Annotated in this window: 20 protein-coding genes; 10 read left to right on the top strand and 10 right to left on the bottom strand. The window is 66.9% G+C overall.

The window, feature by feature from the left end:
* Positions 1 to 64: 64 nt before the first annotated feature.
* Together LJ725_RS20100 and LJ725_RS20095 are read left to right on the top strand one after the other, a co-directional pair.
* Positions 65 to 1,348: an adenylate/guanylate cyclase domain-containing protein gene (locus LJ725_RS20100; RefSeq protein ID WP_230552534.1), complete on the top strand. Its 1,284-nt coding sequence runs from the start codon at positions 65 to 67 to the stop codon at positions 1,346 to 1,348.
* Complete coding sequence (locus LJ725_RS20095) at positions 1,333 to 1,809, top strand: gamma-glutamylcyclotransferase family protein (RefSeq protein WP_230552533.1); 477 nt, start codon at positions 1,333 to 1,335, stop codon at positions 1,807 to 1,809. The genes LJ725_RS20100 and LJ725_RS20095 overlap by 16 nt, the downstream gene beginning before the upstream one ends.
* Before the next feature lie 26 nt (positions 1,810 to 1,835).
* On the opposite strand, the gene LJ725_RS20090 is transcribed toward LJ725_RS20095, so the two are convergent.
* The 4 genes from LJ725_RS20090 to LJ725_RS20075 form a co-directional block, all read right to left on the bottom strand.
* Positions 1,836 to 2,279 carry a VOC family protein gene (locus LJ725_RS20090; RefSeq protein WP_230552532.1) on the bottom strand — a complete coding sequence of 148 codons (444 nt, stop codon included), beginning with the start codon at positions 2,277 to 2,279 and terminating at the stop codon, positions 1,836 to 1,838.
* An 81-nt stretch (positions 2,280 to 2,360) separates the two neighbouring features.
* A complete protein-coding gene (locus LJ725_RS20085; protein ID WP_230552531.1) occupies positions 2,361 to 3,227 on the bottom strand; it encodes a transglutaminase-like domain-containing protein in 867 nt (288 codons plus the stop codon).
* The gene (locus tag LJ725_RS20080; protein ID WP_230552529.1) at positions 3,224 to 3,655 is read right to left on the bottom strand and encodes an SRPBCC family protein; all 432 of its coding nucleotides are present in this window, start codon (positions 3,653 to 3,655) and stop codon (positions 3,224 to 3,226) included. The genes LJ725_RS20085 and LJ725_RS20080 overlap by 4 nt, the downstream gene beginning before the upstream one ends.
* A gap of 173 nt (positions 3,656 to 3,828) precedes the next feature.
* Positions 3,829 to 4,569 (bottom strand): DUF72 domain-containing protein, encoded by a 741-nt coding sequence (locus LJ725_RS20075; protein ID WP_230552527.1) that lies wholly within the window; start codon positions 4,567 to 4,569, stop codon positions 3,829 to 3,831.
* A gap of 103 nt (positions 4,570 to 4,672) precedes the next feature.
* Between LJ725_RS20075 and LJ725_RS20070 the strand changes: the two genes are divergently transcribed.
* Positions 4,673 to 5,077, top strand: coding sequence for a response regulator (locus LJ725_RS20070; RefSeq protein ID WP_230552525.1), 405 nt, complete (start codon positions 4,673 to 4,675; stop codon positions 5,075 to 5,077).
* Between the two features lie 9 nt (positions 5,078 to 5,086).
* On the opposite strand, the gene LJ725_RS20065 is transcribed toward LJ725_RS20070, so the two are convergent.
* The gene (locus tag LJ725_RS20065) at positions 5,087 to 5,962 is read right to left on the bottom strand and encodes a TauD/TfdA dioxygenase family protein (protein WP_230552524.1); all 876 of its coding nucleotides are present in this window, start codon (positions 5,960 to 5,962) and stop codon (positions 5,087 to 5,089) included.
* A gap of 111 nt (positions 5,963 to 6,073) precedes the next feature.
* Positions 6,074 to 7,066: a RadC family protein gene (radC, locus tag LJ725_RS20060; protein WP_230552523.1), complete on the bottom strand. Its 993-nt coding sequence runs from the start codon at positions 7,064 to 7,066 to the stop codon at positions 6,074 to 6,076.
* A gap of 120 nt (positions 7,067 to 7,186) precedes the next feature.
* Between radC and LJ725_RS20055 the strand changes: the two genes are divergently transcribed.
* Together LJ725_RS20055 and LJ725_RS20050 are read left to right on the top strand one after the other, a co-directional pair.
* Positions 7,187 to 8,581, top strand: coding sequence for a hypothetical protein (locus LJ725_RS20055; protein ID WP_230552522.1), 1,395 nt, complete (start codon positions 7,187 to 7,189; stop codon positions 8,579 to 8,581).
* A 40-nt stretch (positions 8,582 to 8,621) separates the two neighbouring features.
* A complete protein-coding gene (locus LJ725_RS20050) occupies positions 8,622 to 10,049 on the top strand; it encodes a serine hydrolase domain-containing protein (protein ID WP_230552521.1) in 1,428 nt (475 codons plus the stop codon).
* A gap of 6 nt (positions 10,050 to 10,055) precedes the next feature.
* Here the strand turns inward: LJ725_RS20050 and LJ725_RS20045 are convergent, their stop codons facing one another.
* Both LJ725_RS20045 and map read right to left on the bottom strand, forming a co-directional pair.
* Entirely contained in the window at positions 10,056 to 13,202 is a 3,147-nt protein-coding gene (locus LJ725_RS20045; protein ID WP_230552520.1) for a multicopper oxidase domain-containing protein, read from the bottom strand.
* Between the two features lie 63 nt (positions 13,203 to 13,265).
* The gene (gene map / locus LJ725_RS20040; RefSeq protein WP_230552518.1) at positions 13,266 to 14,138 is read right to left on the bottom strand and encodes a type I methionyl aminopeptidase; all 873 of its coding nucleotides are present in this window, start codon (positions 14,136 to 14,138) and stop codon (positions 13,266 to 13,268) included.
* A 112-nt stretch (positions 14,139 to 14,250) separates the two neighbouring features.
* On the opposite strand from map, the gene LJ725_RS20035 reads away from it, so the two are divergent.
* Together LJ725_RS20035 and LJ725_RS20030 are read left to right on the top strand one after the other, a co-directional pair.
* Entirely contained in the window at positions 14,251 to 15,012 is a 762-nt protein-coding gene (locus LJ725_RS20035) for a competence/damage-inducible protein A (RefSeq protein WP_230552517.1), read from the top strand.
* A gap of 151 nt (positions 15,013 to 15,163) precedes the next feature.
* Positions 15,164 to 16,228, top strand: coding sequence for an AbrB family transcriptional regulator (locus LJ725_RS20030; protein ID WP_230552515.1), 1,065 nt, complete (start codon positions 15,164 to 15,166; stop codon positions 16,226 to 16,228).
* Between the two features lie 32 nt (positions 16,229 to 16,260).
* Here LJ725_RS20030 and LJ725_RS20025 read toward each other — a convergent pair whose 3' ends face one another.
* Complete coding sequence (locus LJ725_RS20025; protein ID WP_230552513.1) at positions 16,261 to 17,568, bottom strand: hemolysin family protein; 1,308 nt, start codon at positions 17,566 to 17,568, stop codon at positions 16,261 to 16,263.
* A gap of 117 nt (positions 17,569 to 17,685) precedes the next feature.
* Between LJ725_RS20025 and LJ725_RS20020 the strand changes: the two genes are divergently transcribed.
* From LJ725_RS20020 to LJ725_RS20010, 3 genes are read left to right on the top strand one after another with little or no spacing between them, the layout of a single operon-like run.
* Complete coding sequence (locus LJ725_RS20020) at positions 17,686 to 19,077, top strand: amidase (RefSeq protein WP_230552512.1); 1,392 nt, start codon at positions 17,686 to 17,688, stop codon at positions 19,075 to 19,077.
* Positions 19,078 to 19,089: 12 nt separating this feature from the next.
* Positions 19,090 to 20,676 carry an FAD-dependent oxidoreductase gene (locus LJ725_RS20015; protein WP_230552510.1) on the top strand — a complete coding sequence of 529 codons (1,587 nt, stop codon included), beginning with the start codon at positions 19,090 to 19,092 and terminating at the stop codon, positions 20,674 to 20,676.
* Entirely contained in the window at positions 20,669 to 21,370 is a 702-nt protein-coding gene (locus LJ725_RS20010) for an aspartate/glutamate racemase family protein (RefSeq protein ID WP_230552508.1), read from the top strand. The genes LJ725_RS20015 and LJ725_RS20010 overlap by 8 nt, the downstream gene beginning before the upstream one ends.
* Here LJ725_RS20010 and LJ725_RS20005 read toward each other — a convergent pair.
* Positions 21,336 to 22,643: a TRAP transporter large permease gene (locus LJ725_RS20005; protein WP_230552507.1), complete on the bottom strand. Its 1,308-nt coding sequence runs from the start codon at positions 22,641 to 22,643 to the stop codon at positions 21,336 to 21,338. The two genes, LJ725_RS20010 and LJ725_RS20005, sit on opposite strands and share 35 nt — an antisense overlap.
* Position 22,644 lies beyond the last annotated feature (1 nt).

Genomic DNA, 22,644 nt, shown 5'->3' with positions numbered 1-22,644 from the left:
GTCCAGTACCTAGCACCGCCCCGGGCCGTTGTGGAGCCCGCCGGCTCTGGCTAGTTTGGCCGCGATGGCTGCCGCGGCGCCCGACTTCTTCTCAGACGCGCTCCGCCGCGAGATCATCCGCAGCGAGCGGGAGCGCATGCGCGCCGTCGCCATCATCCTGGCGTCGCTGCTGGCCCTGGCGCTCGGGGTCGCCAACCTGTTTCCGTCCTATACGTCCCGCATCTTCGAGCGCGACGTGCCCGGCTGGCTTCCGTTCGTCGGCATCGGCCCCTTCCTTCTGTACGAGCTGGGGTCGCTCAAGTTTCTCGGGTATCGCGCATCGAAGGGCCAGGACTTTCCGCAATACGCACGCTTCGGCAATGCCCTGATCGAGACGTCCCTGCCGTCGGCCATCATCATCACGCTCAGCCACTACATGGACCCGTTGCTGGTCTTCGGCTTCTGGCCGCCGCTCCTCTATTTCATCTTCATCCTGCTCTCGACCCTGCGGCTCGATTTCTGGCTGTCCGTCTGGACCGGCAGCGTCGCGGCCGTTCAACAGATGGTCCTGGTCCTGTGGCTGCTGCCGATCCAGCCATGGGGCGACATCCCGCAGGAAACGCTCCTGTTTCATTTCAGCCGCACGCTCGTGCTGTTTACCAGCGGTCTGGTGGCGGGGTTCGTCGCCAACAGCCTGCGCAGCCAGTTCGAGAAGTCGGTGCGGGCGGTGGCCGCGCGCGACCGGGTCACCAACCTGTTCGGCCAGCACGTCTCGCCGGCGGTGGTCGACCGGCTGCTGGCCACCCAGAGCGAACCCCCGAGCGAGATCCGGACGGTCTGCGTGCTGTTTCTCGACATAAGGGGCTTCACGGCGATGACCCGACGGCGCTCGGCCGAAGAAACGGTGGCGCTTCTCAACGCGTTCTTCGCGCGGATGATCGACGTCGTGGACCGCAACAACGGCATCATCAACAAGTTCCTGGGCGACGGCTTCCTGGCGTTGTTCGGCGCGCCGCTCGCCGATCCCGCGGCGGCCCGCAACGCGCTGGCGGCCGCGCAGGAGATGATCGACACGGTCGCGGGATGGAACGACGCCCATCCCGGTTGGGCGCTGCGCGTCGGCATCGGCATCCATCTCGGCGAGGCCGTGACCGGCACGGTGGGCTCGCCGCAGCGCAAGGAATACACGGTGATCGGCGACACGGTGAACCTGGCGGCGCGGCTGGAGCAGCTCACCAAGGAGATGGGGGCCCAGCTCCTGGTGTCGCAGTCGGTACTGGATGCGGCGCCCTGTGACGGGGCCGTCGATCTCGGGCCGGTCGCGATCCGAGGCTACGACGAGAAGGTGCGGGTATGGCGGATAACCTGATCTGGTACTTCGCCTACGGCTCCAACATGGACGCCGCGCGCCTGTTCGACCAGCGCCTGGCACCGAAGGGCGTGCCGCGCGGCGAGCGCATCGCCGGCCGGCTCGACGGCTGGCGCCTCGTCTTCGACAAGCCCTCGAGGCTGCAGAAGGGCGGCGCGGCCGCCAACATCGTGCCGGACAGGACGGGCGTGGTGCATGGCACGCTGAATGCCCTGCCCGAGGCCGGCCTGGAGGTGCTGGACATCTACGAGGGTGTCGCCGCCGGCCACTACGAACGGCGCACGATCCGGGTCAGGCGCGCCGACCGCGGCGAGGACGTCGACGCGATCGTCTATGTCGGATTGATCCAGGAAGCCGGCCTGAAGCCGCCGCGGGCCTATCTCGACTGCCTGCTCGCGGGCCGCGATCTTCTGCCGCCCGACTATGTCGACTGGCTGTCGCGAGTGCCGACCGCCGATTGAGGATCGCGCGGCGGAGGTGGCACGGCCTACGCCGGGACCTTCTGCTTCTCGGCCGTGACCTTGTTCGACATCGGGTCGTAGCCGGCCAGTTCGGCCACGTCTTCCTCGTGCCAGAAGTTCAGCTCGATCATGACGCCGTCGGGATCGTGCACGAAGACCTGCTGCAGCGGCCGTGCCGGGACCTTCTTGACCTCGAAGGGGACGCCATCCTTCTTGATTTGGTCCAGCGTCCCGCGGATGTCGGCGCAGTTGATGGCGACATGGTCGATGGCGCCGCTGCCCTGGTCCTTGCGGCCGGTCTCCGACACGAGGTGGAGGATCGCCTTTTCGCCGGCATACATCCAGGCGCCGGGGAAGGGGAAGGGAGGCCGGTCGCCGTTGGTCAGGCCGACATAGCGTTCATAGAAGCGCACGGTGGCCTCGAGATCGGTGCAGTAGATGTTGTAGTGGTCGAGCGAGAGTGCGGGCATGGGCTTCTCCCAATCTGGTGATCCGGACGGAGCCCAGCTTACAACGATCCGGCGGGGCCGGGGCAGCGGGAATCGCCGGCTTCAGCCGCTCTGCGCGACGGGCTCGTCGCGGCCCAGGACATTGTTGAAGACGATCGGCGGCACCGCGACCCGCCTGTCCTCGTAAGCGGCACGCAATGCGGCGGGGTCGGCGTCGGGATGGCTCGACTGCTCGGCCAGCCGGTCGATGAACGCCCTGTCGATCTTGTCATTGTCCGGCACCATGGCGCCCCACACGTCCCACGGCAGCATCTCGTGACCGTTCAGCGCGGCGATATCGCGGATCACGTTGCTGGCGATGAACCACCAGCCCCTCATGTCGAGGATGCAGAAGGCGTCGGGATCGGCCTTGCCCTCGCGGCAGAGCGTCCACGCATCGCCGGCGACGAGGAACTGATCCCGCGGGACGTCGAGCGGATCGATGGCGAGATGGAAGAGCTTGCGCTGGTGCGGATCCATCTGCGCATCGACCAGGACCCAACGCCGTTCGGCCTCGTTCCAGTATTCGGTGACCCAATGGTCGTAGAACTTGCCCTTCTCGAAATAGGCGCCGAAGCCGCAGCGCGCACGCGCCGGAATACCTTGCGCGCGCAACATCGCGACATGGAGCAGCGAGAAGTGGCGACAGACGCCGACCTGTCGCTCGCACGGCGCCCTTGCCGCAGGGAGCGGTCGTGCGTCGTGCGTGGCTACGCCGTCGAGCAGCGCTTCTATGGACCGGACATGCGCCTGGGCATGCTGGTTCGCGTCGAGCCGCACGCCATAGGTCGGCGCGATGTGCTCGTGGATCAACAGGCCCTGGATGACCTCTGCCAATGCCGCGGGGCCGCGCGGCAGATCGGCGAGGAGACCGGCGCGCTGGCCGGGTGAACTCAGTCCGACGGGTTTCAGCCAGGGTTGGGTGTTCATCCGAAGTAGGCCTCCAGCCGGTCGAGTCCCATGATCCAGCCGCCGCGATGGTCGTCGCGCGCCTTTTCGCTGAAGAACTGTTCGTGGGTCAGGATGAGGATCGTGCCGTCATTGTCGGGCTTCAGGTCGACCGTGACCTGCGACTCGCGCTCCGGTGTGCTCTGCCAGGCCCAGGAGAAGACGAGCCTGCTCGACGGCACGATCTCGCGATAGACGCCGCTCACGCTGTGATGCTCGTCGTCAGGCGTCCAGAACTGGACCCGGAAGCGGCCACCGACACGCAGGTCTGTCTCGGCGATGGGCGCGCGGTGATGGCCGGTGACGCCCCACCACTGGATCATCTTTTCGGGCTGTGTCCAGGCTTCGTAGACTTTCTCGGGCGGCGCATTGAGGCGGCGCTTGAGCGCGAGGCTGGGCTTGCTGGCCATTTGTCGCCCTTCAGGAAGGCGGAGAGGCGGTCGAACCGCGCGCTCGACCAATCGTTCCGCAATCGAAATCGGGGCGCCCCGTGACCTGCACGCTCAGGATCGAGTCGATGCCGCCACAGTAGTGAACCATATGGTTAAATATCGGGCGTCGATCCTGCAAGTCAAGCCTCCGATCAGCCGATCTTCCTGATCAGCGCCTGTGCTGCCGCCGGATTGCGCACCTTGGCGCCGGAAATGAAATAGACGAAGGCGTCGCCCTTCTTCGCCCAGCCCCTGGCGCGCTTGGCCCAGGCGTCGATGTCGGCAGGCTTGTAGCCGGTCTTCACCTTCTCCTCGGACTGCATCAGACGGGCATAGGTGAAGTCCGCCGTCGGCTCGTCGATCTCGGGGAAGTCCTTGTCATGGGCATAGACGATCGCCGCCTTGTATTTGCGGGCGAGATCGTAGAAGCGCTCGTCCTTGAAGCTGTCGTGCCGCACTTCCAGCGCGTGACGCAGCGGCAGCTTGCCGACCTCGCGCGGCAGGAGCTTCAGGAAAGCCTCGAAGTCGACCGGATCGAACTTCTTGGTGCCCATGAACTGCCAGTTGATCGGGCCGAGGCGATCCTTGAGTTCGACGAGCCCCTGCGTCACGAAGCGCTGCACCGATTCGCCGGCATCCGCCAGCACCTTGCGGTTGGTGCAGAAGCGCGACGCCTTCACCGCGAACACGAAGCCGTCGGGTGTCTCGTCGCGCCACTTGGCCCAGCTGGCCGGCTTGAAGCTCGAGTAGTAGGTGCCGTTGATCTCGATCGAGGTGAGCTGGCGGCTGGCATATTCCAGCTCGCGCTTCTGCGTCAGGTCGTCGGGATAGAAGACGCCGCGCCACGGCTCGAAGGTCCAGCCGCCGATTCCGATAAGGATCTTTCCACTCATGCACCGGAGTATAGCCCGGTTCGACGGGAACGGCCTGTGGGCGCCTGCGTTCTAAAGGCGACCGTGTGGCCGTGGGACGCCACACTTTTCGATTGAGGTGTGTGTGGTGGACATTGGTGAGGCAGGGGCTTCAGGCCTCTCGATCCTCGTGGTGGAAAGCGATCCCGCGGCGCGAACCGTCCTGTTAGATCACTTGCAGCGCCATGGTTTCAGGATCGTCGAGTCCGAGCATGGCGGTCCCGCCATCCGCACAGCCGTGATCGAACCCTTCGACTACATGCTGGCGGATCTGGACTGGATCGGGGTCAGCGATGGCGCGGCACTGGCGCGATGGGCCCGGACCAACAGACCCGAGACCCGCATCGTCCTGAGTTCCACGACGCTCTCGCACTGGTTTCCCTCGGACAGCGCGATGGCCGGTTTGCCGATCCTCAAGAAGCCCTTCGACCTGAAGGACCTCGAGCGCGTCCTGGCGCCCGTGGCCGTGACGGCGATCCCGGGGGCCTGACCGATCGCCTCAAGCCGTGACCGGCAGGGGGAGGTCGAGCGTGGTGGTGCGGCGCATCTCGCGGCGGTGCTTCTGGTCGTCGAAGGGCCGGGCGCGATGCATGGTGCAGCGATTGTCCCAGATCACGAAGTCATGCGGCCGCCAGACGTGCTGATAGACGAAGTGCGGCTGCGTGGCATGGTCGGTCAGGTCGCGCAGCAACAGGCGGCCTTCGGGCACCGGCATGTCGACGATATGCTCGGCATGGGACGCGAGGTAGAGCGCGCGGCGGCCCGAGCCGGGAATGGTACGGACCAATGGATGCACGGCGCCCTTCAACTTGTCCTTCTCGTCGTCGTTGAAGTCGAAGCCCAGCACGTGCCGCGAATAGACGATGGAGTGGAACACACGCAGCCCTTCGATGGAGCGGCGGGTTTCCTCGTCCAGCGCGTCGTAAGCCGCGCGCATGTCCGCGAATTCGGTGTCGGCCCGCACCGTCGGCACCACGCGTGCCGACAGCATCGAATAGCGTCCCGGTGGGTCGACGAAGGACGCATCGGTATGCCACAGCCGGTTGGCGACGGAGGAGGCGCGCATGCGGTTATTGGCGTCGCGGATGTTGCCGTCCTTGTCGACGTTCGAGACGTCGGCCAAGGCCTCGTTGCCGAACCGGTTGTTGCCGATGGCCGACGAGGAGGTGCGGGCATGCAGTGTCCCGTCGAAGCGTTGGGCGAAGTCGAGCTGCTCCTCGTTGGTGAACTTCTGGTCGCGGAACACCAGGACGGCGTACTTGTCCATGCCCGCCCGGATCGCCTCGAGCGATTCGCGATCGTGAACGTCGCGCAGATCGATCGGACCCACTTCACCCGCGAACACAGGCGTGAGCTGCGTGATGGTGACGGTCATATGGGGGCTCCCTCCCGGAGAACGATTGGCGCCATCCTGAGGGAAGAGCGCACGCCGACCAACCCGGATTTTCCGACAGGCGGGGGCTCCCCGCCCGGTGGGAGCCGCCCTCTATGTCAGTAGCCCAAGGCTCCTGAAGCTCGCATGGCCCTTGCGGCCGATCACGAGATGGTCGTGTATCGTGATACCCAGTGCCTCGGAAGCAGCCTTGATCTCCCGCGTCATTTCGATGTCGTCGCGGCTCGGCTTGGGATCGCCCGACGGGTGATTGTGGACGAGGATCAAGGCGGCGGCATTGAGGGCGAGGGCGCGCTTCACGACCTCGCGGGGATAGACCGGCGTGTGGTCGATGGTGCCGCGCTGCTGCACCTCGTCGGCGATGAGCACGTTCTTGCGGTCGAGGAAGAGAATGCGGAACTGCTCGGTCTTTTCGTGCGCCAGCGCCGCGTGGCAGTAGTCGATGAGCTGCTGCCAGTTCGTGAGGACCGGCATGTCCTTCACCTTGCGCTCGGCCAGCCGCCGCCCGACCTCGCGCATCGCCTTGAAATGGACGAGCGTGCGCTGGTCGATCTCGAATTCCCGCAGCTGCGCCGGCTCGGCGGCGAACACGTCGCCCAGCGTGCCGAACCGGTCCAGCAGGGCCTTGGCCATCGGCTTGGTGTCGATCCGCTCGATCGAATAGAAGAGCAGCAGTTCCAGCAGTTCGTAGTCGGCCAGCGGCTCGACGCCCGCCTTCATCACCCGCTCGCGCACGCGGGCGCGATGGCCGTGATAGTGCGGTCTGGGCGCTTCAGTCTCGCCGCTGTTGTGCCCCGCCACCGGGGGCGGGGCCGCTTCCAGCGCCGCGGCGAGCCTTGCCGTCGGATCCTCGCCCGTGAAGTCCCAGCACTGGTCGAGCCGGTTCCAGGTTCCGCCGGCCTCGCGCAGCAGCACGCGATGCGGGAGGGTGTTGCCGCTGACACGCCAAAGGTTTTCCGAGGCCTGCAGACGCAAGCCCTGCGCCAGCAAGGTGAGAAGCGCGGCATCGTCGTGACCTGCCGTCTCCGCTACCCGAGCCTCGACGGCCATCGTGACGAGCTTCGGGGAAGACCGGGACTTTGCCATGCTTTGCAACCTTGGCGTCCGAGAAAGGCGAAATCACGGCGATTTGCGGTGTCCCGCCCTTGACCGGGTCGCAGCCCACGACCGAGAGTTGCGGTGACGTGAATCGGGGGGAGAGGGTCGATGCTATTTCACCTGTTTTCGCAGCACGCCAACGGCTATGTGACGTTTCCGTCCAATGTGGGGCCGTACACGGTCAGTACCCACCCCGGGCCTGGAACCGCGATGGACCTTTGCTATGACAATGGCTCGTCCATCGACCGGGGCGTGCGGTACTCCGCCGACCCTCTCAGGACCAACGAATTCGACGTGGATGCCGGCGACGGAACACTGAACAGCAACGACAAGGTCACGATCAAGGGGCCGACGAACAAGTACATGACGCCCCGGGAGCAACGACTGACCATCGATGCGCCCTTCGCCGGCCATGCGCAGTTCAAGATCAGGAAGCTGTCCGGCTCTCCTGGTGCGCGGATCAGGCACGGGGATCTCGTGGCTCTCGGCGCCTATCAGCCGTTCGATCCGTCGCGGTCGCCGAACGCCCAGCGTCTCAGGTGGCTCGAGGCCAATCCCGACGACAACGACCCGAGCACCGACCCCGTCAAGCTGGGCGGCCTCAGCATGAATCCGGGAGGCGATTCCCAGAGGTTCCGCTTCTTCGAAGGCAACCTGCTGCTGGGCGAAGCGACGTTGAGTACCACGGACCGCATCCCGCCGCTCGAGACCACGGCATCCGGAACGCTGAAGATCCGTCTCGCGCATGAGGGCCTGCCGAACAAGTCCCGCGTCCTCGTGCGGTTCACGTCGGTGGATGTCGGCGGATTCTCGTTCGGGGTCAACGCGACGCCGGTGGCGCCATTCGGCGATGCGGGCACGCTGCCGGTGGAGATTCCCGAAGGGGCGCGGGAAGTCTCCGTCCCGCTGAAGTGTGTATTCCCCCGTGCCGGCAGCCCCTGCGGAAGGGCCGCCGGTCTTGAAACGCGCAATCTCGGATCCCTGACCATCGTCGATTCGGCCATGGCGGAGTGGTCCGCAACGAACCGGGACGGGACCCGGCCCCGCACCGTGGGGATCAACATGGTGCGCGCCATGGACTACCTCCAGGTCAGCTTCGGTGGCATCGCGCTCACGCCCGACTCGGATTCGATCTTCCATGTCGCCGGTGCCATGCCTGCCCGCCTCGTCGTCAAATCGGGTGCGGCGAGGTTGCCGCCCGTGCTGAGGGGCTATGCCCTCGTTGCGTCCATCACGCCTTTTCCGGCGCAAGGATTTGCCACCACCGCCGCCACTCCGATCCCGACCCGGCCTGTTGCGATGGATCCGCGCATAACCTTCGCCGCCGACAGATCGTTCACCTACACGCTGGACTTCGATCCTCTCATTCCGCCGGGAAGCGGCCGACTCGATCTGTTCTGCGTGACCATCGACGTCGTTCCTCTGTCTCCCCAGAGAATGGTGCGGGGTATGCAGATCCCGCCGCGGGTGCGCTGCCAGTTCGGCCTCATCGTGGGAGGCTGATAGTTCTTTGGGTCGCGGCTCGTCCTGATAGGATGAGCGGATGACCCAGCCAGCGTTTTCCCGGACGGTTCTTGCCGGGATCGATGCAGCCTGCACCGCGTTTGCCGGACAGGAGCATGTACCGGGCCTTGCGGCCGGGATCGTTCAGCAAGGCCGTCTCGTCCATGCGACGGCGCTCGGCCTTGCCGATCGCGAGGCCGGCCGGCCCGTGGCGACTGGGACGGCCTTCCGCATCGCGTCGATGACCAAGAACATGACGGCGCTCGCGATTCTTTCCCTGCGCGACCGGGGCCAGCTGCAGCTCGACGCGCCGCTTGCGCAGTATGTGCCGCAGTTCGCCGCGGTGAAGCCGGCGACGCGAGACAGCGCGCCGGTCACGGTGCGCCATCTGATCACTCACACCGCCGGGTTCGTGACCGACGATCCCTGGGGCGATCGCGTGCTGGGCATGAGCCCGGCCGAGCTCGACGAGGTGATCGCGACCGGTCATCTGTTCGCAAGGCCGCCCGGGCTCGCCTTCGAGTACAGCAACCTTGGCTACGCGCTGCTGGGCCGCGTTCTGACGAATGTCAGCGGCGAGCCCTACCAGGCCTATATGCGCCGCACCTTCCTCGAGCCGCTCGGCATGGCCCACACGACCTTCGACGCGCCCGCCGCGGCCAGGGGCGACTATGCGTGGGGCTATCGGCTGGACGGTGAGGTCTGGTCGCGCGAGCGTGTCGAGCCGGATGGAGAGGTGGGGGCCATGGGCGGCCTCGCGACCACCGTGCTGGACTACGCGCGATACGTCGCCCTCCTCCTGGACGCCTGGCCGGCGCGCGACGATCCGGAAACCGGGCCGGTCCGCCGCTCGAGCGTGCGCGAGATGGTGCTGTGGCATGCGCCGCCCTTCGTGCCCGACCCGCTGCCCGGGGCGCGCGCGCCGCAGCCCAGCGCCTATGGCTACGGTCTCACCCATTCCAGCGATGCGCTGCTCGGCATGCGGATCCACCATGCCGGCGGCCTGCCGGGGTATGGGTCGCACGTGCTGATGCTGCCGGAGCGCGGCTGGGGCGTCTTCGCCTTCGGCAACCGCACCTACGCGCCGATGTCGCGACTCACGCTGCAGATCGCCGAGATGCTGCATGCCGCATCGCTGCCGCCTCCCGTCGCGGCTCCGTCACCGGCGTTGATGCGTGCGATCGACGCGGTTGTCGCGGCCTATGCGTCGGGACGCATCGAAGCGGGGGACCGGCCGTTCGCAGTCAACTTCCTGCTCGACACGCCGGCCCGCCTGCGCGACGCCGAGCTTGCGGGCCTGAAGGAGCGGCTGGGCGAGGGGCGTCTGGAAAGCATCGCGCCGATCCATGCGCTGGCCGGCCGGTTCGTCCTGGCCTGCGCGAACGGCCGCCTGAACGGGACGGTCACGCTGTCGCCCGAGGCGGACGGCGGAATCCAGAAGCTGGTTCTGTCGGCCGCCGTCGATTGACGGGCTTCAGTCGCCGGCAATCGGCGCCGGCGCGTTCCCCGCCGCACCCGCCGAAGCGACGTCCGCCAGCTTCACGGCCTTCAACGTGGTTGCCTTGGGGTCGGAGCGATTGAAGTCGTATCGCGCCACGCTTGCGATGCCCTGCGCCGAGACGCCGCTCACCAGCAGTTCGGCGCCTGTGGTGGTGCTGATCGTCGCCACATGAACGCCGCCGGTCCCCTCGAAGGGCGCAAAGCTCGCGATCTCGCGGAAGTCGGCGTGCATGTGATGCGCGGGATTGTGCAGGTACATCGCGGGGCCGCCATCGAGCGCCGATCCGCTGGAATAGACCTTCACCTGGGCGCCGTCGGAGAGTTGGCCGACGACGATGCGCTTGGCGCCCCCCAGGTTGCCCGCCAGCCAGCCCGTCGCCAGGGATACGCCGCCGGCATAGGCATCGCCGAACGGCCGCAGGCTTGCGGTCACATCCGGTTGCGGTGACGCGAGTGGAGCCGCACCGATCTTGTCGAGCAGGGGGAAGACGAACACCTTCACCTCGGCCACGCTGCCCGGTCCCGGAGCGGCCACGATGCTGTTGCGGCCGGTCGTGAAGTCGACGAAGCCGGTGGTCAGGGTGACGCCGGTCGAATCGCCCGCGAAGGGCGCGAAGGACGTGAAGAGCGGCGGTGCCGTACCGGGCTTCGGAAGTCTGGTGGCGTAGACCTTGATCTCGCTGGCCATGCCGGGGCCGGAACCCACGATGATATTGTCCGACGTCGCGCCGTCGATCTGAGCGGCGGCGACGCTGATGCCACCGCGCGCGTCGGAACCGAAGGCCTGGAAGCGCGCCAGTTCGACCGCGTAGGCGGACTTGCCGGCTTGAGCCTGGCCTGAATAGGCGACGATCTCCGGTGCATGGTCCTTGCCCGCGCCGACCACCAGGTCGAGGACGCCATCGCCGTCGAGATCGCCCAGGGCGACGCTGACGCTGCCCTCGTAGCCCGGGAAGGGCATGACCGTGGCGATGAGCTTGTCGCCGTTCGCGTCGAGCACCCGAACCGTGGTGGCCTTGCCGCCGCCGCCCGGCACGACGACCGCATAGGCCGAGACGGCGGGGATCACGTTGACCAGGGCCATCAGCCCGTTGTCCTCGTGGTTGAGACGGTGGCAGTGCATGACGTACAGGCCGATGAAATCGTCGAACCGAGTCCGCATCGCCATGTAGCCCGGCTGCACGACAGTCTCGTCGGGCATCATGACCGGCGCCGGCACGTTGGCATTGTCGACGAAGAACCTGTCGGGCCCGGTGCGCAGGCCGGTCGTCGGGTCGTGATAGGCCGTTACCTGGAAGTCGTTGACGTGCACGTGGATCGGATGCTCGTCGTTGTTGTGATTGAGGAACTGCCATTCCTCGATCGACCCCAGTCGCGCCTGGATGAGCGGCATGTTGGGGAAGGCGGCGCCGTCGAAGGCATAGGTGAACGACTTGGCGTCGGACTTCGTCACGAGGTCGTTGAGAAAGCCGCCGCGGATCATGATCTTGCGCGTGACGTCGGGCGTGGCCTTCGACAGGTCGACGAACGGCGTCTGGCCGCGCAGGGGCTGACCTTTGGGAAACGGCACCGTCACGCCGGGTGCCGATCCCGGCGCCGCCGTCGCGCGCGCGAGCACCTGTGTCGGGAAGACGAAGAAGCCGTCGGCGTAGCTGATCGCCGAGGGCAGCACGGTGATGCTGCCGAGGATCGCAGGCGGATTCTCGGTGCCGTCGTTGGTGTAGAGGATGCCGGGCATGGTCATCGTCCGGGCGCCGCCACCGCGGTCCGGCATTTCGAGGATCAGATCGCCCCTGGCCGGCATCGTCACGGCGATGGCGAAGCGGCTGGCCGGCGGGATCAGCAGCCGCGTGCCGTCGTGGGTCGGCGGATACTCAACCGCGCCGTAGGGTTCGCCGTCCTGGCCGACGATGGCGATCGGCGGATGCCGCCCGGTCGCCGTCTCGGTGAGCTGGACGGTTATGTAGGCGATGTCGCTCACGTTGGAGAGAACCCAGATCTCGGTCTGCCCGGGTTTGCTGCGGACGACCGGCTGGAACTGCCCGTTCACCGTGAACTGCATGTCGCGCCTGTCGTCGGGCAATGAAGGATCGGCCGGCATGTCGAGGTCGGTCCGCCCGCCCGCCGCCGTGAAGCTCATGAGATTGGTCGGGATGTACTGGAACGCGCCGCGGCGGTTGTTGATGGAGAGCGGGCCCGCATACCAGACGGTCGTGTAGCGCGTGCCCTTCTTCGTCTCGGTGAAGTTCGTGGGGGCCAGCGAGGGACGATAAGTGCCTTTGGCCAGCTCGCCGTCCGCCGGGGGCGCGATGGTGCTGACGAATTGCGGCCAATAGGGATTGTTGAGCTGGGCGCTGCCGCCGGCACGATCGAAGACGTAGTTGTACTGCAGTATCATGTTGCGGATCGGAATCCGCTTCTCGGTGACGATCGGAAGGCCGCCGTCGAGACGACCGATCGCCAGCAGGCCGACCATGCCGAGATAGACGTGCGCCGTCGTCAGCATGTGCAGGTGGCTGTGATACCAGTAGGCGCCCTGCGGGTGCGTCTTCGGGATGTCGTAGGTGTATGTGTTCGAAGTCCCCGCCGCCATGTGCAGCATCACGTTGTCGGCGTTGCCCTTGGGGCTCACGTGCAGGCCGTGCGTGTGCAGGTTGAGCGGCGATTCCGTGAGCTGCTCCGGATAGAGCGGCACCGTCTGGTCCCTGGCGACATAGGCCGGACTGTAGAAGTCGCGGATCGTGAGGCCGCTCAGCCCGTTCTCGAGATGCACGATCAGTCGTTCGCCCGGGAAGACCTGTAGCGTGGGGGCGGGGTAGAGATTCCTGCCCGTTTTCTGCCCGTCGGATGCCGTCCCGCGCACGAGTTCGTAGCTGAACAGCAGGAAGTTCTTCACCGGCTGAACGACCGTATCGAGTCGCGCCTCACCCTGGCCCGCGGAAAGCCTGACTTCGAGCACGCCCTCGCGGGAGGCCAGCACCACCGGCTCGCGCAGATCCGGTCTCGACGGGCGAGCAGTTTGCGGCTGCGCCCCGGCGTCGGCGATCGTTCCACCGACGCCCAGCATCGAAGCCGCGGCCGTGGCGCCGGCAAGCAGCCCGCGCCGCTGCAATTCCCGCATGTGCGTCCCCCCGTCCCCTTAAGGAATGCTAGGTCGGAAGACTCAGGCAGGCAACGTTGCTGGTCAGACGGGGGCCGCCTGCAACGTATTCGTATCCTTGAGGTCGTAGGGCGGCTTGCTCAGTTCCTTCGGCGAGAGCGTGAAGAACTCGACGCCGGTCTCGGTGATGCCCACCGAATGCTCGAACTGCGCGGAGAGCTGCTTGTCGCGGGTCACGGCGGTCCAGCCATCGCTCAGGATCTTCACCTGCCAGGTACCGGCATTCACCATCGGCTCGACGGTGAAGAACATGCCGGGCTTCAGGATCGGGCCGGTGCCCTTCTTGCCGTAGTGCAGGATGTTCGGCGCATCGTGGAATATCCGGCCGAGCCCATGGCCCGAAAAGTCGCGCACGACCGAGAAGCGCTGCGCCTCCACATAGGTCTGGATGGCGTGGCCGATGTCGCCGACATGGCCGCCCGGCTTGGCCGCTGCGATGCCACGCATCATCGCTTCGTAGGTGACGTCGCAAAGGCGCCGTGCCTTCACGCCGACGTCGCCCGCGAAAAACATGCGGCTCGTGTCGCCATACCAGCCGTCGAGGATGACCGTGACGTCGATGTTGACGATGTCGCCGTTCTGCAGCCGCTTGTCTCCCGGAATGCCATGACAGACGACATGGTTGATCGAGGTGCAGATCGACTTGGGGAAGCCGCGATAGTTCAGCGGGGCGGGGATCGCCTTGTGATCGAGGATGTAGTCGTGACAGAGCGTGTTCAGCTCGTCCGTCGTCACGCCCGGCTGGACGTAGGGCGTGATGAAATCGAGCGTTTCGGCGGCCAGCCGGCCGGCGCGGCGCATGCCGGCAAATCCTTCCGGGCCGTGCAACTTGATGGTCCGCTCGTCGCGGCGCCAGTAATCGGCGCTGTCGTCGATGAGCTCGCGGGAATTGGTCATCCGTCCTATTTGGCATGCGATACGGGCGGTAACAAGACCGGGACGACGGCTTGGCCGCTGCGTGCGTGTCCGCTAGGGTCCTGAAACCAAACGATAAATACGCAGGCACCGCATGTCAGATCCGGCAAAAATCGTCACCGCCTGCATCCTCGTGATCGGCAACGAAATCCTGAGCGGCCGCACCCGGGACTCCAACATCCAGTACCTCGCGACCGAGCTGGGCAAGCTCGGCGTCCGGGTGATGGAGGCGCGGGTCGTTCCGGACGTCGAAGCCACCGTGGTCGCGACCGTGAACGAAGTGCGTGCGAAGTTCGACTACGTGTTCACCACGGGCGGCATCGGGCCGACCCACGACGACATCACCGCCGACTGCATCGCCAAGGCCTTCGGCGTCGGCATCTCGGAGCATCCGGACGCGGTCGCGCGCATGACCAAGCACTATGGCGACCCGGCCCTGTTCACGCCCGCCCGGCGGCGCATGGCACGGGTGCCGCATGGCGGCGTGCTGGTCGACAATCCGGTCTCCGTGGCGCCCGGTTTCCAGATGGAAAACGTCTTCACATTCGCCGGCATTCCAAAGGTCGCCGAGGCGATGTTCCAGTCGATGAAGCACCGGCTGGTTGGGGGCGTGCCCGTCGTTTCGCGTACCGTGCGCACGAACCTGCCCGAGGGCATCATCGCCGAGCCGCTGGGCGCGCTGCAGAAGCGCTACGAGGATGTCGACATCGGTTCCTATCCCGCCTTCCGCAACGGCAAGCCCAGCGTCTCGCTGGTCCTGCGCGGCACGGATGATGCAAGGCTGGCCGCAGCGGCGGTCGAACTGATGGAAACGATCCGCGGCATGAACGGCGAGGCCGAGGAGTTCGTGACCTGAGGCAACCGATCGGACGAGCAGGGCAAGGGTCCTTCGCTGCGTTCAGGATGACACCGTTGTGGGTGAAGGCGCCGTGCGCCGCCGGCGACGGGATGGTCATCCTGGGCGCAGCGAAGGACCTTTCGCTTGGATTCAGATCGCGGCGAGGCGGATGAAAGGGCTCGCCCGCCACCTCGGCTCGTGGTCCGCGCTGATCGCTCTGACCGTGCCGGTGACGGCATTGATGCTGTGGCTGCACGCGCCGGCCGCGCTGATGCTGGGGCCGCTGCTCGCCGGTGTCGCCTTCGCCTCCTGGGGCGGCAAGGTGCACTATCCCGTACCGGTCTTCGCGGTGGCGCAAGGCGTCGTGGGCATCATGATCGCCAAGATGGTGCCGCTCACCATCGTCGGCGACATCCTGGGACACTGGGCGCTGTTCACCGTGGGCGTCGTCTCGGTCGTCGCGGCCAGCAGCTGGGTCGGCTGGCAGATGACGCGCTGGCAGATGCTGCCCGGAACGACGGCGCTGTGGGGCGTGAGCCCGGGAGCCGCCTCGGTGATGACCTATATGGCGGAGGCCTACGGCGCCGACATGCGCATGGTGGCCTTCATGCAGTATCTGAGGGTCGTCATGGTGGCCGGCGTCGCGGCGGGGGTGGCGCGCTACTTCGGCGGCGCCTCGCAGCATGCGCCGGACGCGATCGTCTGGTTTCCCGATGTCGCCTGGCTGCCGCTGCTCGAGACCGTGGCCATGGCAGGCGTGGGCTCCTGGCTGGCGCGACGGCTCGGTATACCGGCCGGCGCCTTCCTGGTCCCGCTGGTCGGCGGCATCGTGCTTACGCATCTCGGCTGGCTCCGCATCGAACTGCCCACGTGGCTGCTCGCCGGCTGTTACGCGCTGGTCGGCTGGAACGTCGGCCTGCGCTTCACGCGTGCCCTGCTGGGCTACGTGCTGCGGCAGCTGCCCGGCATCCTGTTCTGTATCTTCGTCATGCTGGCGATGTGCGGTGCGGTCGCGGCCTTCATGGTGTTCGTGGCCGGCATCGATCCGCTCACTGCCTATCTTGCCACCAGTCCCGGCGGCGCGGATTCCATCGCCATCATCGCGGCCTCGACCGACGTGGACGTGTCTTTCGTGATGGCCATGCAGACCGTCCGCCTGCTCGTCGTGCTGTTCGCCGCGCCCTACCTCACAAGGATCATCGCGGAGCGGATCGGTGGCATCAGCAGCGGCTGAAGCTGCCGTTTCCCATCCGCATGGCTTCGTGGTCAAGTATTGGCGGCGCGATGCACCGTCTTCGCGCGGGTTGCCAGAAGCTTGTCGATGCGGCGACCATCCATGTCGAGGACCTCGAAGCGCCAGCCGCCGATCGCGACGGCGTCTCCCTCCTTGGGCAGGCGGCGCATGGCGGCCAGCACCATGCCGGCGACGGTATGGAAGTCGGCGGTCGGCCTGGCCGTGATGCCGAGCAGTTCGGCGAGTTCGTCGGCGGGCATTGCACCCGCGATCAGCCAGGACCCATCGTCCCGCTCCCTGGCCTCGGGTTCGGCCGGGCCTTCGTCGGTCTGAAAGGTGCCGACGATCGCTTCCAGGATGTCGGCAGTCGTGACGATGCCCAGCAGCTCGCCGTATTCGTCCTGCACCAGGACCATGTGAGCGGGTGAGTTCTTGAGCGTATCGAGCACGTCGAACCCGTCCATCGTGTCGGGCACGATGGGCGCCGGCCTGACGAGGGCGCGCGGATCGGCGCTGCCGTCGCGGATGAAGGCGTCCAGCAGGTCGTTCTTGCGGACGACGCCGGTGGCGTGATTGGCGGCCGGATCCCAGGCGACCAGGCGCGAGTGCACGCTCGACTGCACGGTCTGAAGCAGGGCCTGCGGTTCGAGCGACAGGTCGACGATGTCGAGCTCGTGCCGTGGCGTCATGATGGCGCGTGCCGGCCGGTCGCCGAGCCGCATCACCGCGCTGATCATGCCGCGTTCGCGCGGCTCGATCACACCGGAGGATTCGCCATCGGCGATCAGGGCCTTGATCTCTTCGGCGGTGACGGCCGAGTCGCCGCTCTGCCGGCCGCCCAGCAGGCGGAGGATCGCCTTGCCCGAGACGTCCAGCAGCCACACGAGCGGCGCGGAGATGCGGGCCAGCAGGGTCATGCCCGGCGCCACCGTTGCGGCGACGGCCTCGGCGTTGCGCAGGGCGATCTGCTTCGGCACCAGCTCGCCGACGATCAGCGACAGATAGGTGATGAGGGCGACGACGCCGCCATAGGCGAGCGGCTCGGCGAAGCGCAGCGGCATGCCGGTATCGACCAGCACCGTGGTGAGACGCGCGCCCAGCGTGGCGCCGGAGAAGGCGCCGGCCAGGATTCCGACCAGCGTGATGCCGATCTGCACGGTCGACAGGAAGCGGCCGGGATCTTCGGCCAACCGCATCGCCGCCGCGGCGCCGCGTGAACCGCCATCCGCCATGGACTTGAGCCGGCCTCGCCGCGCCGAGACCACGGCCAGCTCCGACATTGCGAGAATTCCATTGATGAAGATGAGTGCGACGGCGATCAGCAGCTCGATATAGACCATGGTTCAGACTAACTGCGATTCGGGTCCGAACGAAGGCGCGCGGGTGCGGTTCTTGCAACGGTGCGACGGGAAAATCGCCGCGCAATCCTCTCTCCAGAATCGTGTACCTTCGCTCCCATGACCGCATTGCATGACATGACCGCCGGCGAGCTGCTCGCCGCCTACAAATCCAAGTCGCTGTCGCCCGTCGAGGCGACCGACGCCGTGATCGCCCGCATCGAAGCGTGGGAACCGAAGCTGAAGGCGCTCTACGCCCCTGATTTCGAGGGCGCACGCAAGGCCGCGAAGGCCTCGGAGGCGCGCTGGCAGAAGGGGGCACCGCAGGGGGCGCTCGACGGCGTGCCGATCACGATCAAGGAGAACATCGCCACCAAGGGCGTGCCCGTGCCGCTCGGCACCGCAGCGACCGATCTGGTGCCGGCCGCGGCCGACGCGCCGGCCTCGGCGCGCGTGCGCGAGGCGGGGGCGGTGATCCTCTCCAAGACGACGATGCCCGATTACGGGATGCTGTCGTCGGGCCGCAGTTCCTTCCATCCCCTGACACGCAACCCGTGGAACCTCGACTGGAATCCCGGCGGCTCCAGCGCGGGTGCGGGCGCGGCGGCGGCGGCGGGTTACGGACCGCTTCATCTCGGCACCGACATCGGTGGTTCGGTGCGCCTCCCGGCAAGCTGGAACGGCATCTTCACGCTGAAGCCCAGCCTTGGCCGCGTCCCGGTCGATCCGCCGTTCTTCGGCCGCGCCATCGGGCCGATGACGCGCACGGTGGCGGACTCCGCGCTGCTGATGGCCGAACTGTCGAAGCCCGACGCGCGCGACCACATGAACCTGCCGCCGGCCGACATCGACTGGAATGCCGCGGCGCTGTCGCCCAAGGGCCTCAGGATCGGCCTGCATCTCGACGCCGGCTCGGGCCTCCCGGTGGACCACGAGGTCAAGGAAGCGATCGAGGCGGCGGCAAAACTGTTCGCCGACGCGGGCGCGCACATCGAGCCGGTGGCACCCTTCCTCTCGCCCGAGATGCTGCACCTGCAGGACCTGTTCTGGAGGGTACGGAGCTGGGTCGATTTCTCGGCGCTCTCGCATGCCAAGCAGGCGAAGGTGCTGCCCTTCATCGCCGACTGGTGCCGCGGCGGTGCCGACGTTTCGGGGGCCCAGGTGATCCGCGGCGTGAACAACTACATGGCCATCCGTGCCGCCACGACACGGGCCACGCAGCCGTTCGACTTCGTGCTGTCGCCGGTCTCGCCCGTGCCGACCTATCGCGCCGACTGGGAGACGCCGACCAACGATGTGAATCGTCCGCTGGAGCACATCTCCTTCACCATGCCCTACAACATGAGCGAACAGCCGGCCGCCTCGATCAACTGCGGCTACACGAAGGAGGGCAAGCCGATCGGCCTCCAGATCTCCGGCCGCCGCTTCGACGATTCCGGCGTGATGCGGATGTCGAAGTGGTTCGAGGGGGTGCGCGGCGCCCAGAAGAACTGGCCCGAGCCGCCGAAGTAGGCGCGTCCCCCGATGGACTATGACGTCATCGTGGTGGGCTCCGGGGCCGCCGGCCTGTCGGCGGCACTGGCCGCGGCGCATGACGGGGCGCGGGTGATGGTGCTGGAAAAGTCGCGCTGGCTGGGCGGCACTACGGCGATGTCGGGGGCGGGCACGTGGGTGCCCTGCAACCATCACATGAAGGCGGCAGGCATCGAGGATTCGCCCGAGGAAACGCTGCGCTACATCCGGGGCGTCGCGCCGGAAGGATGGGAGGAGACCGAGGACGAGCTCTGGCAGGTGCTGGCCGAGCAGTCGGCGCCGATGCTGCGGTTCCTCGAGGACGAGACGCCACTGCGGTTCGAACTGGTCAACCATCCGGATCCCTATGCCGACAGGCCGGGCGGGCGACCCTTCGGCCGCATGGTCTCGACCACGCCCTTGAGCAAGTTCCTGCTGGGCCGCTGGTGGAATCGCGTGCGCGCCTCGGTGAAGACGCAGCTCTTCACTTATCGCGAACTGGTCGACGGCGTCCTCAAGAACCCGGTTCGTGGCGCGCTCGGCATGGCGCCGACCCTGCTCTGGCGCCTGCTGACGGCCCGAGTGGGCGCGGGCAATGCGCTGGTGGTCGGACTGGTGCGCGGCTGCCTCGACAAGGGATGCCGCATCGAACTCGAAGCGCCGGTCCATCGGCTGGTCATGGAGGCCGACACGGTCGCGGGCGTCGAGGCCACGGTCGGCGGCGAGCGGCGTGTCATTCGCGCGCGGCGCGGCGTCGTGCTGGCGACCGGCGGCTTCGACTGGAACCGCGACCTGATGGCGAAGCACTTCCCGGGCATCGACCTCACGGGTGCGCCCGATACCAATACCGGCGACGGCCAGGTGATGGCGGCCGAGGTCGGCGCCGAACTTGCGCACATGGACCAGGCGCTGATCTCGCCGGCGACGTTCACGACCTACGAAGGCCGTCGCCACGCCCAGCCGCTGCTCGAGACCTACGCGCCGCACGTGATCCTGGTGAACCGCGAGGCCCGGCGGTTCGTGAGCGAAGGCAGTCCAGCCCTCGGTGTCGCGATCGACGAGCGTGGCCCCGACGGTCGTCACCTGCATCTGCCGGCGTGGCGGATCTTCGATTCGCGCTATGCCAGGGCGATGACGCTTTCGATGCACTTCGGCTCGAAGGAGAAGGGCTTCATCCGCAAGGCCGACACGATCGAGGCGCTGGCGGGGCAGATCGGCCTCGATCCCGCGGCGCTGCGGGCGACCGTCGACCGCTTCAACGGCTGGTCGAAGGAAGGCGTCGATCGCGATTTCCGTCGCGGCGAAACCTACTGGGAGCGCTTCTATACGAAGGATCGCGCGCTCGGCACGGTCGAGCAGGCACCGTTCTACGCCGCGCCCTTCCTCTATGTGAGCCTCGGTACGAAAGGCGGTCCGCGCACCGACCGGTACTGCCGCGTGTTGCGGCCCGACCGCAGCGTGATCGGCGGGCTCTATTGCGCCGGCATCGCGATGGCGAGCCCGATCGGCACCAAGTCGGTCGGCGCCGGTACGACGATCGGACCCTGCCTCACCTTCGGCTATGTCGCGGGCCGCGAGATCGCGAGGCGCAATGTCTGATCGTCGAGCGCCCGGGCCACCGCTGGGCATCCTAATGCTCGACACGCGCTTCCCGCGGATCGTGGGCGATGTGGGGAATGCCGCGTCCTACGACTTCCCCGTGATCTTCCGGACGATGCAGGGGATCGGACCGGGCGACGCGGTGGCGGCGCACCCGGACCGGCCGCGCGTGCTGGCGGCTCTGAAGGCGAATGCCGAGGCGCTGGCGGCGGAGGGTGCCGTCGGGCTCGGCACGAGCTGCGGATTCCTGGCGCTCTATCAGGAGGACCTCGCCGCCGTTTCGCCGGTGCCCGTCGCGACCTCGGCGTTGCTGCACATCCGGACGCTCGCGGGCCGCAAGGCTGGCGTGATCACGGCATCGGGCAAGAACCTGACGCCGGCCCATTTCGCCGCCGTCGGCGCGCCCGTCGATACGCCTGTCGTCGGGCTGCCGGAGGACAGTTCGTTTGCAGCCACGTTCCTGCGCAACGGGACGACGCTCGATCGCGAGGCGGTGGAACGGGAAGTCGTGACGGCCGGCCGCGACCTCGTCGCCCGGCATCCCGAGGTGGATACGCTGGTGCTCGAATGCACCAACCTGCCGCCCTACAAGGCCGCGCTTGAAAAGGTGCTTGGTCTTCCCGTCCTCGACGTTCTCGACCTGCTGAAGGGCTTCTATGTCAGCCTGGGAAGGCGAGCTTCGGCAAGACCATGACCGTCCAGGGCCAGACCGTGATGATGGCGACGGCCGCCACCAGGAGGAAGAAGAAGGGCAGCGAGGCCTTGGCCACGTACATGCTGTCCTTGCCGCTCATGGCCTGAAGCACGAACAGGTTGAAGCCGACCGGCGGCGAGACTTCCGCCATCTCGATCACCAGCACCATGAAGATGCCGAACCAGACGAGGTCGAAACCCGCGGCCTTGATCATGGGCAGCACGATCGAAGTGGTGAGAAGGATCATCGAGATGCCGTCGAGCGCGGTGCCCAGCACGATGTACATGACCGTGAGAACGGCGATCAGCATGAAGGGACTGAGGCCCAGGCTGTTTACCCACGCCGCCAGCGCCAGCGGCACGCCGGTGTAGCCCATTGCGACGGCCATGAACGACGCGCCCGCCAGGATCAGCATGATCATGCAGGTGAGGCGCACCGTGCCCATCACGCTCTCCCAGAACGACTTCCAGGTGAGCATGCGCGACCAGGCCGAGATGGCGAGTGAGCCCATCACGCCCCAAGCGGCGCACTCGGTTGCCGTCGCCCAGCCGAAGATCAGCGAGGCGAAGACGAGCAGGATCAGCAGCGTGCAGGGAATGAGGTTGGCCGATTCCCTCAGCCGCTCGCGGAAAGTCAGGTGCTTCAGATCGTCGGGCGGCGTCTTGTCTGGGTTCCGCAGCGACCACCAGATGATGTAACCCGAGTAGAGGGCCATGACGATCAGGCCGGGAATGAAGCCCGCGAGAAAGACCTGGATGATCGAAACCTCGGCCGCCACCGCATAGACCACCATGGTGATCGAGGGTGGGATGAGGATCCCGAGCGTGCCGGCGCCGGCCAGCGAGCCGAGGCTCATTTCCTCATTGTAGCCCCGCCGCTTCAGCTCGGGCAGTGCGATCTTGGCGATGGTGGCGCAGGTTGCGGCCGAGGAACCCGAGACCGATCCGAAGATACCGCAGCCCAGAACGTTCACATGCATCAGACGGCCCGGCAGCCAGCCGACCCACGGCGCGAGACCGCGAAACATCTCTTCGGAAAGTTTGGTCCGGAACAGGATCTCGCCCATCCAGATGAAGAGGGGCAGGGCGGCCAGTGTCCAGGAATTGGCGCCGCCCCACGTCGTGGTGGCGAGGATCTGGCCGGCCGTCATCTTTCCGGCCAGCAACAGGGAAACCCAGCCGCACGCCATCAGCGACATCGCGATCCAGACGCCCCCGCCCAGCAGCAGCGTGAGCACGCCGAGCAACAGGAGGCCCATCTCGAGCAGGTCCATG

Origin of the sequence: Reyranella aquatilis, from assembly GCF_020880995.1 — a bacterium.
Lineage (GTDB): Bacteria > Pseudomonadota > Alphaproteobacteria > Reyranellales > Reyranellaceae > Reyranella > Reyranella aquatilis.
The sequence above is the reverse complement of the archived record's forward strand: the minus strand, read 5'-3'. Positions and strand labels throughout refer to the sequence as shown.

What these genes read in the sequence shown, in the direction of transcription:
- radC (WP_230552523.1), bottom strand. Translation starts at nt 7,066, where the DNA reads ATGGCAAAGTCCCGGTCTTCCCCGAAGCTCGTCACGATGGCCGTCGAG.
- LJ725_RS20090 (WP_230552532.1), bottom strand. Translation starts at nt 2,279, where the DNA reads ATGCCCGCACTCTCGCTCGACCACTACAACATCTACTGCACCGATCTC.
- LJ725_RS20025 (WP_230552513.1), bottom strand. Translation starts at nt 17,568, where the DNA reads ATGGTCTATATCGAGCTGCTGATCGCCGTCGCACTCATCTTCATCAAT.
- LJ725_RS20050 (WP_230552521.1), top strand. Translation starts at nt 8,622, where the DNA reads ATGACCCAGCCAGCGTTTTCCCGGACGGTTCTTGCCGGGATCGATGCA.
- LJ725_RS20085 (WP_230552531.1), bottom strand. Translation starts at nt 3,227, where the DNA reads ATGAACACCCAACCCTGGCTGAAACCCGTCGGACTGAGTTCACCCGGC.
- LJ725_RS20035 (WP_230552517.1), top strand. Translation starts at nt 14,251, where the DNA reads ATGTCAGATCCGGCAAAAATCGTCACCGCCTGCATCCTCGTGATCGGC.
- LJ725_RS20100 (WP_230552534.1), top strand. Translation starts at nt 65, where the DNA reads ATGGCTGCCGCGGCGCCCGACTTCTTCTCAGACGCGCTCCGCCGCGAG.
- LJ725_RS20030 (WP_230552515.1), top strand. Translation starts at nt 15,164, where the DNA reads ATGAAAGGGCTCGCCCGCCACCTCGGCTCGTGGTCCGCGCTGATCGCT.
- LJ725_RS20065 (WP_230552524.1), bottom strand. Translation starts at nt 5,962, where the DNA reads ATGACCGTCACCATCACGCAGCTCACGCCTGTGTTCGCGGGTGAAGTG.
- LJ725_RS20080 (WP_230552529.1), bottom strand. Translation starts at nt 3,655, where the DNA reads ATGGCCAGCAAGCCCAGCCTCGCGCTCAAGCGCCGCCTCAATGCGCCG.
- LJ725_RS20075 (WP_230552527.1), bottom strand. Translation starts at nt 4,569, where the DNA reads ATGAGTGGAAAGATCCTTATCGGAATCGGCGGCTGGACCTTCGAGCCG.
- LJ725_RS20095 (WP_230552533.1), top strand. Translation starts at nt 1,333, where the DNA reads ATGGCGGATAACCTGATCTGGTACTTCGCCTACGGCTCCAACATGGAC.
- LJ725_RS20010 (WP_230552508.1), top strand. Translation starts at nt 20,669, where the DNA reads ATGTCTGATCGTCGAGCGCCCGGGCCACCGCTGGGCATCCTAATGCTC.
- LJ725_RS20045 (WP_230552520.1), bottom strand. Translation starts at nt 13,202, where the DNA reads ATGCGGGAATTGCAGCGGCGCGGGCTGCTTGCCGGCGCCACGGCCGCG.
- LJ725_RS20020 (WP_230552512.1), top strand. Translation starts at nt 17,686, where the DNA reads ATGACCGCATTGCATGACATGACCGCCGGCGAGCTGCTCGCCGCCTAC.
- LJ725_RS20015 (WP_230552510.1), top strand. Translation starts at nt 19,090, where the DNA reads ATGGACTATGACGTCATCGTGGTGGGCTCCGGGGCCGCCGGCCTGTCG.
- map (WP_230552518.1), bottom strand. Translation starts at nt 14,138, where the DNA reads ATGACCAATTCCCGCGAGCTCATCGACGACAGCGCCGATTACTGGCGC.
- LJ725_RS20005 (WP_230552507.1), bottom strand. Translation starts at nt 22,643, where the DNA reads ATGGACCTGCTCGAGATGGGCCTCCTGTTGCTCGGCGTGCTCACGCTG.
- LJ725_RS20055 (WP_230552522.1), top strand. Translation starts at nt 7,187, where the DNA reads ATGCTATTTCACCTGTTTTCGCAGCACGCCAACGGCTATGTGACGTTT.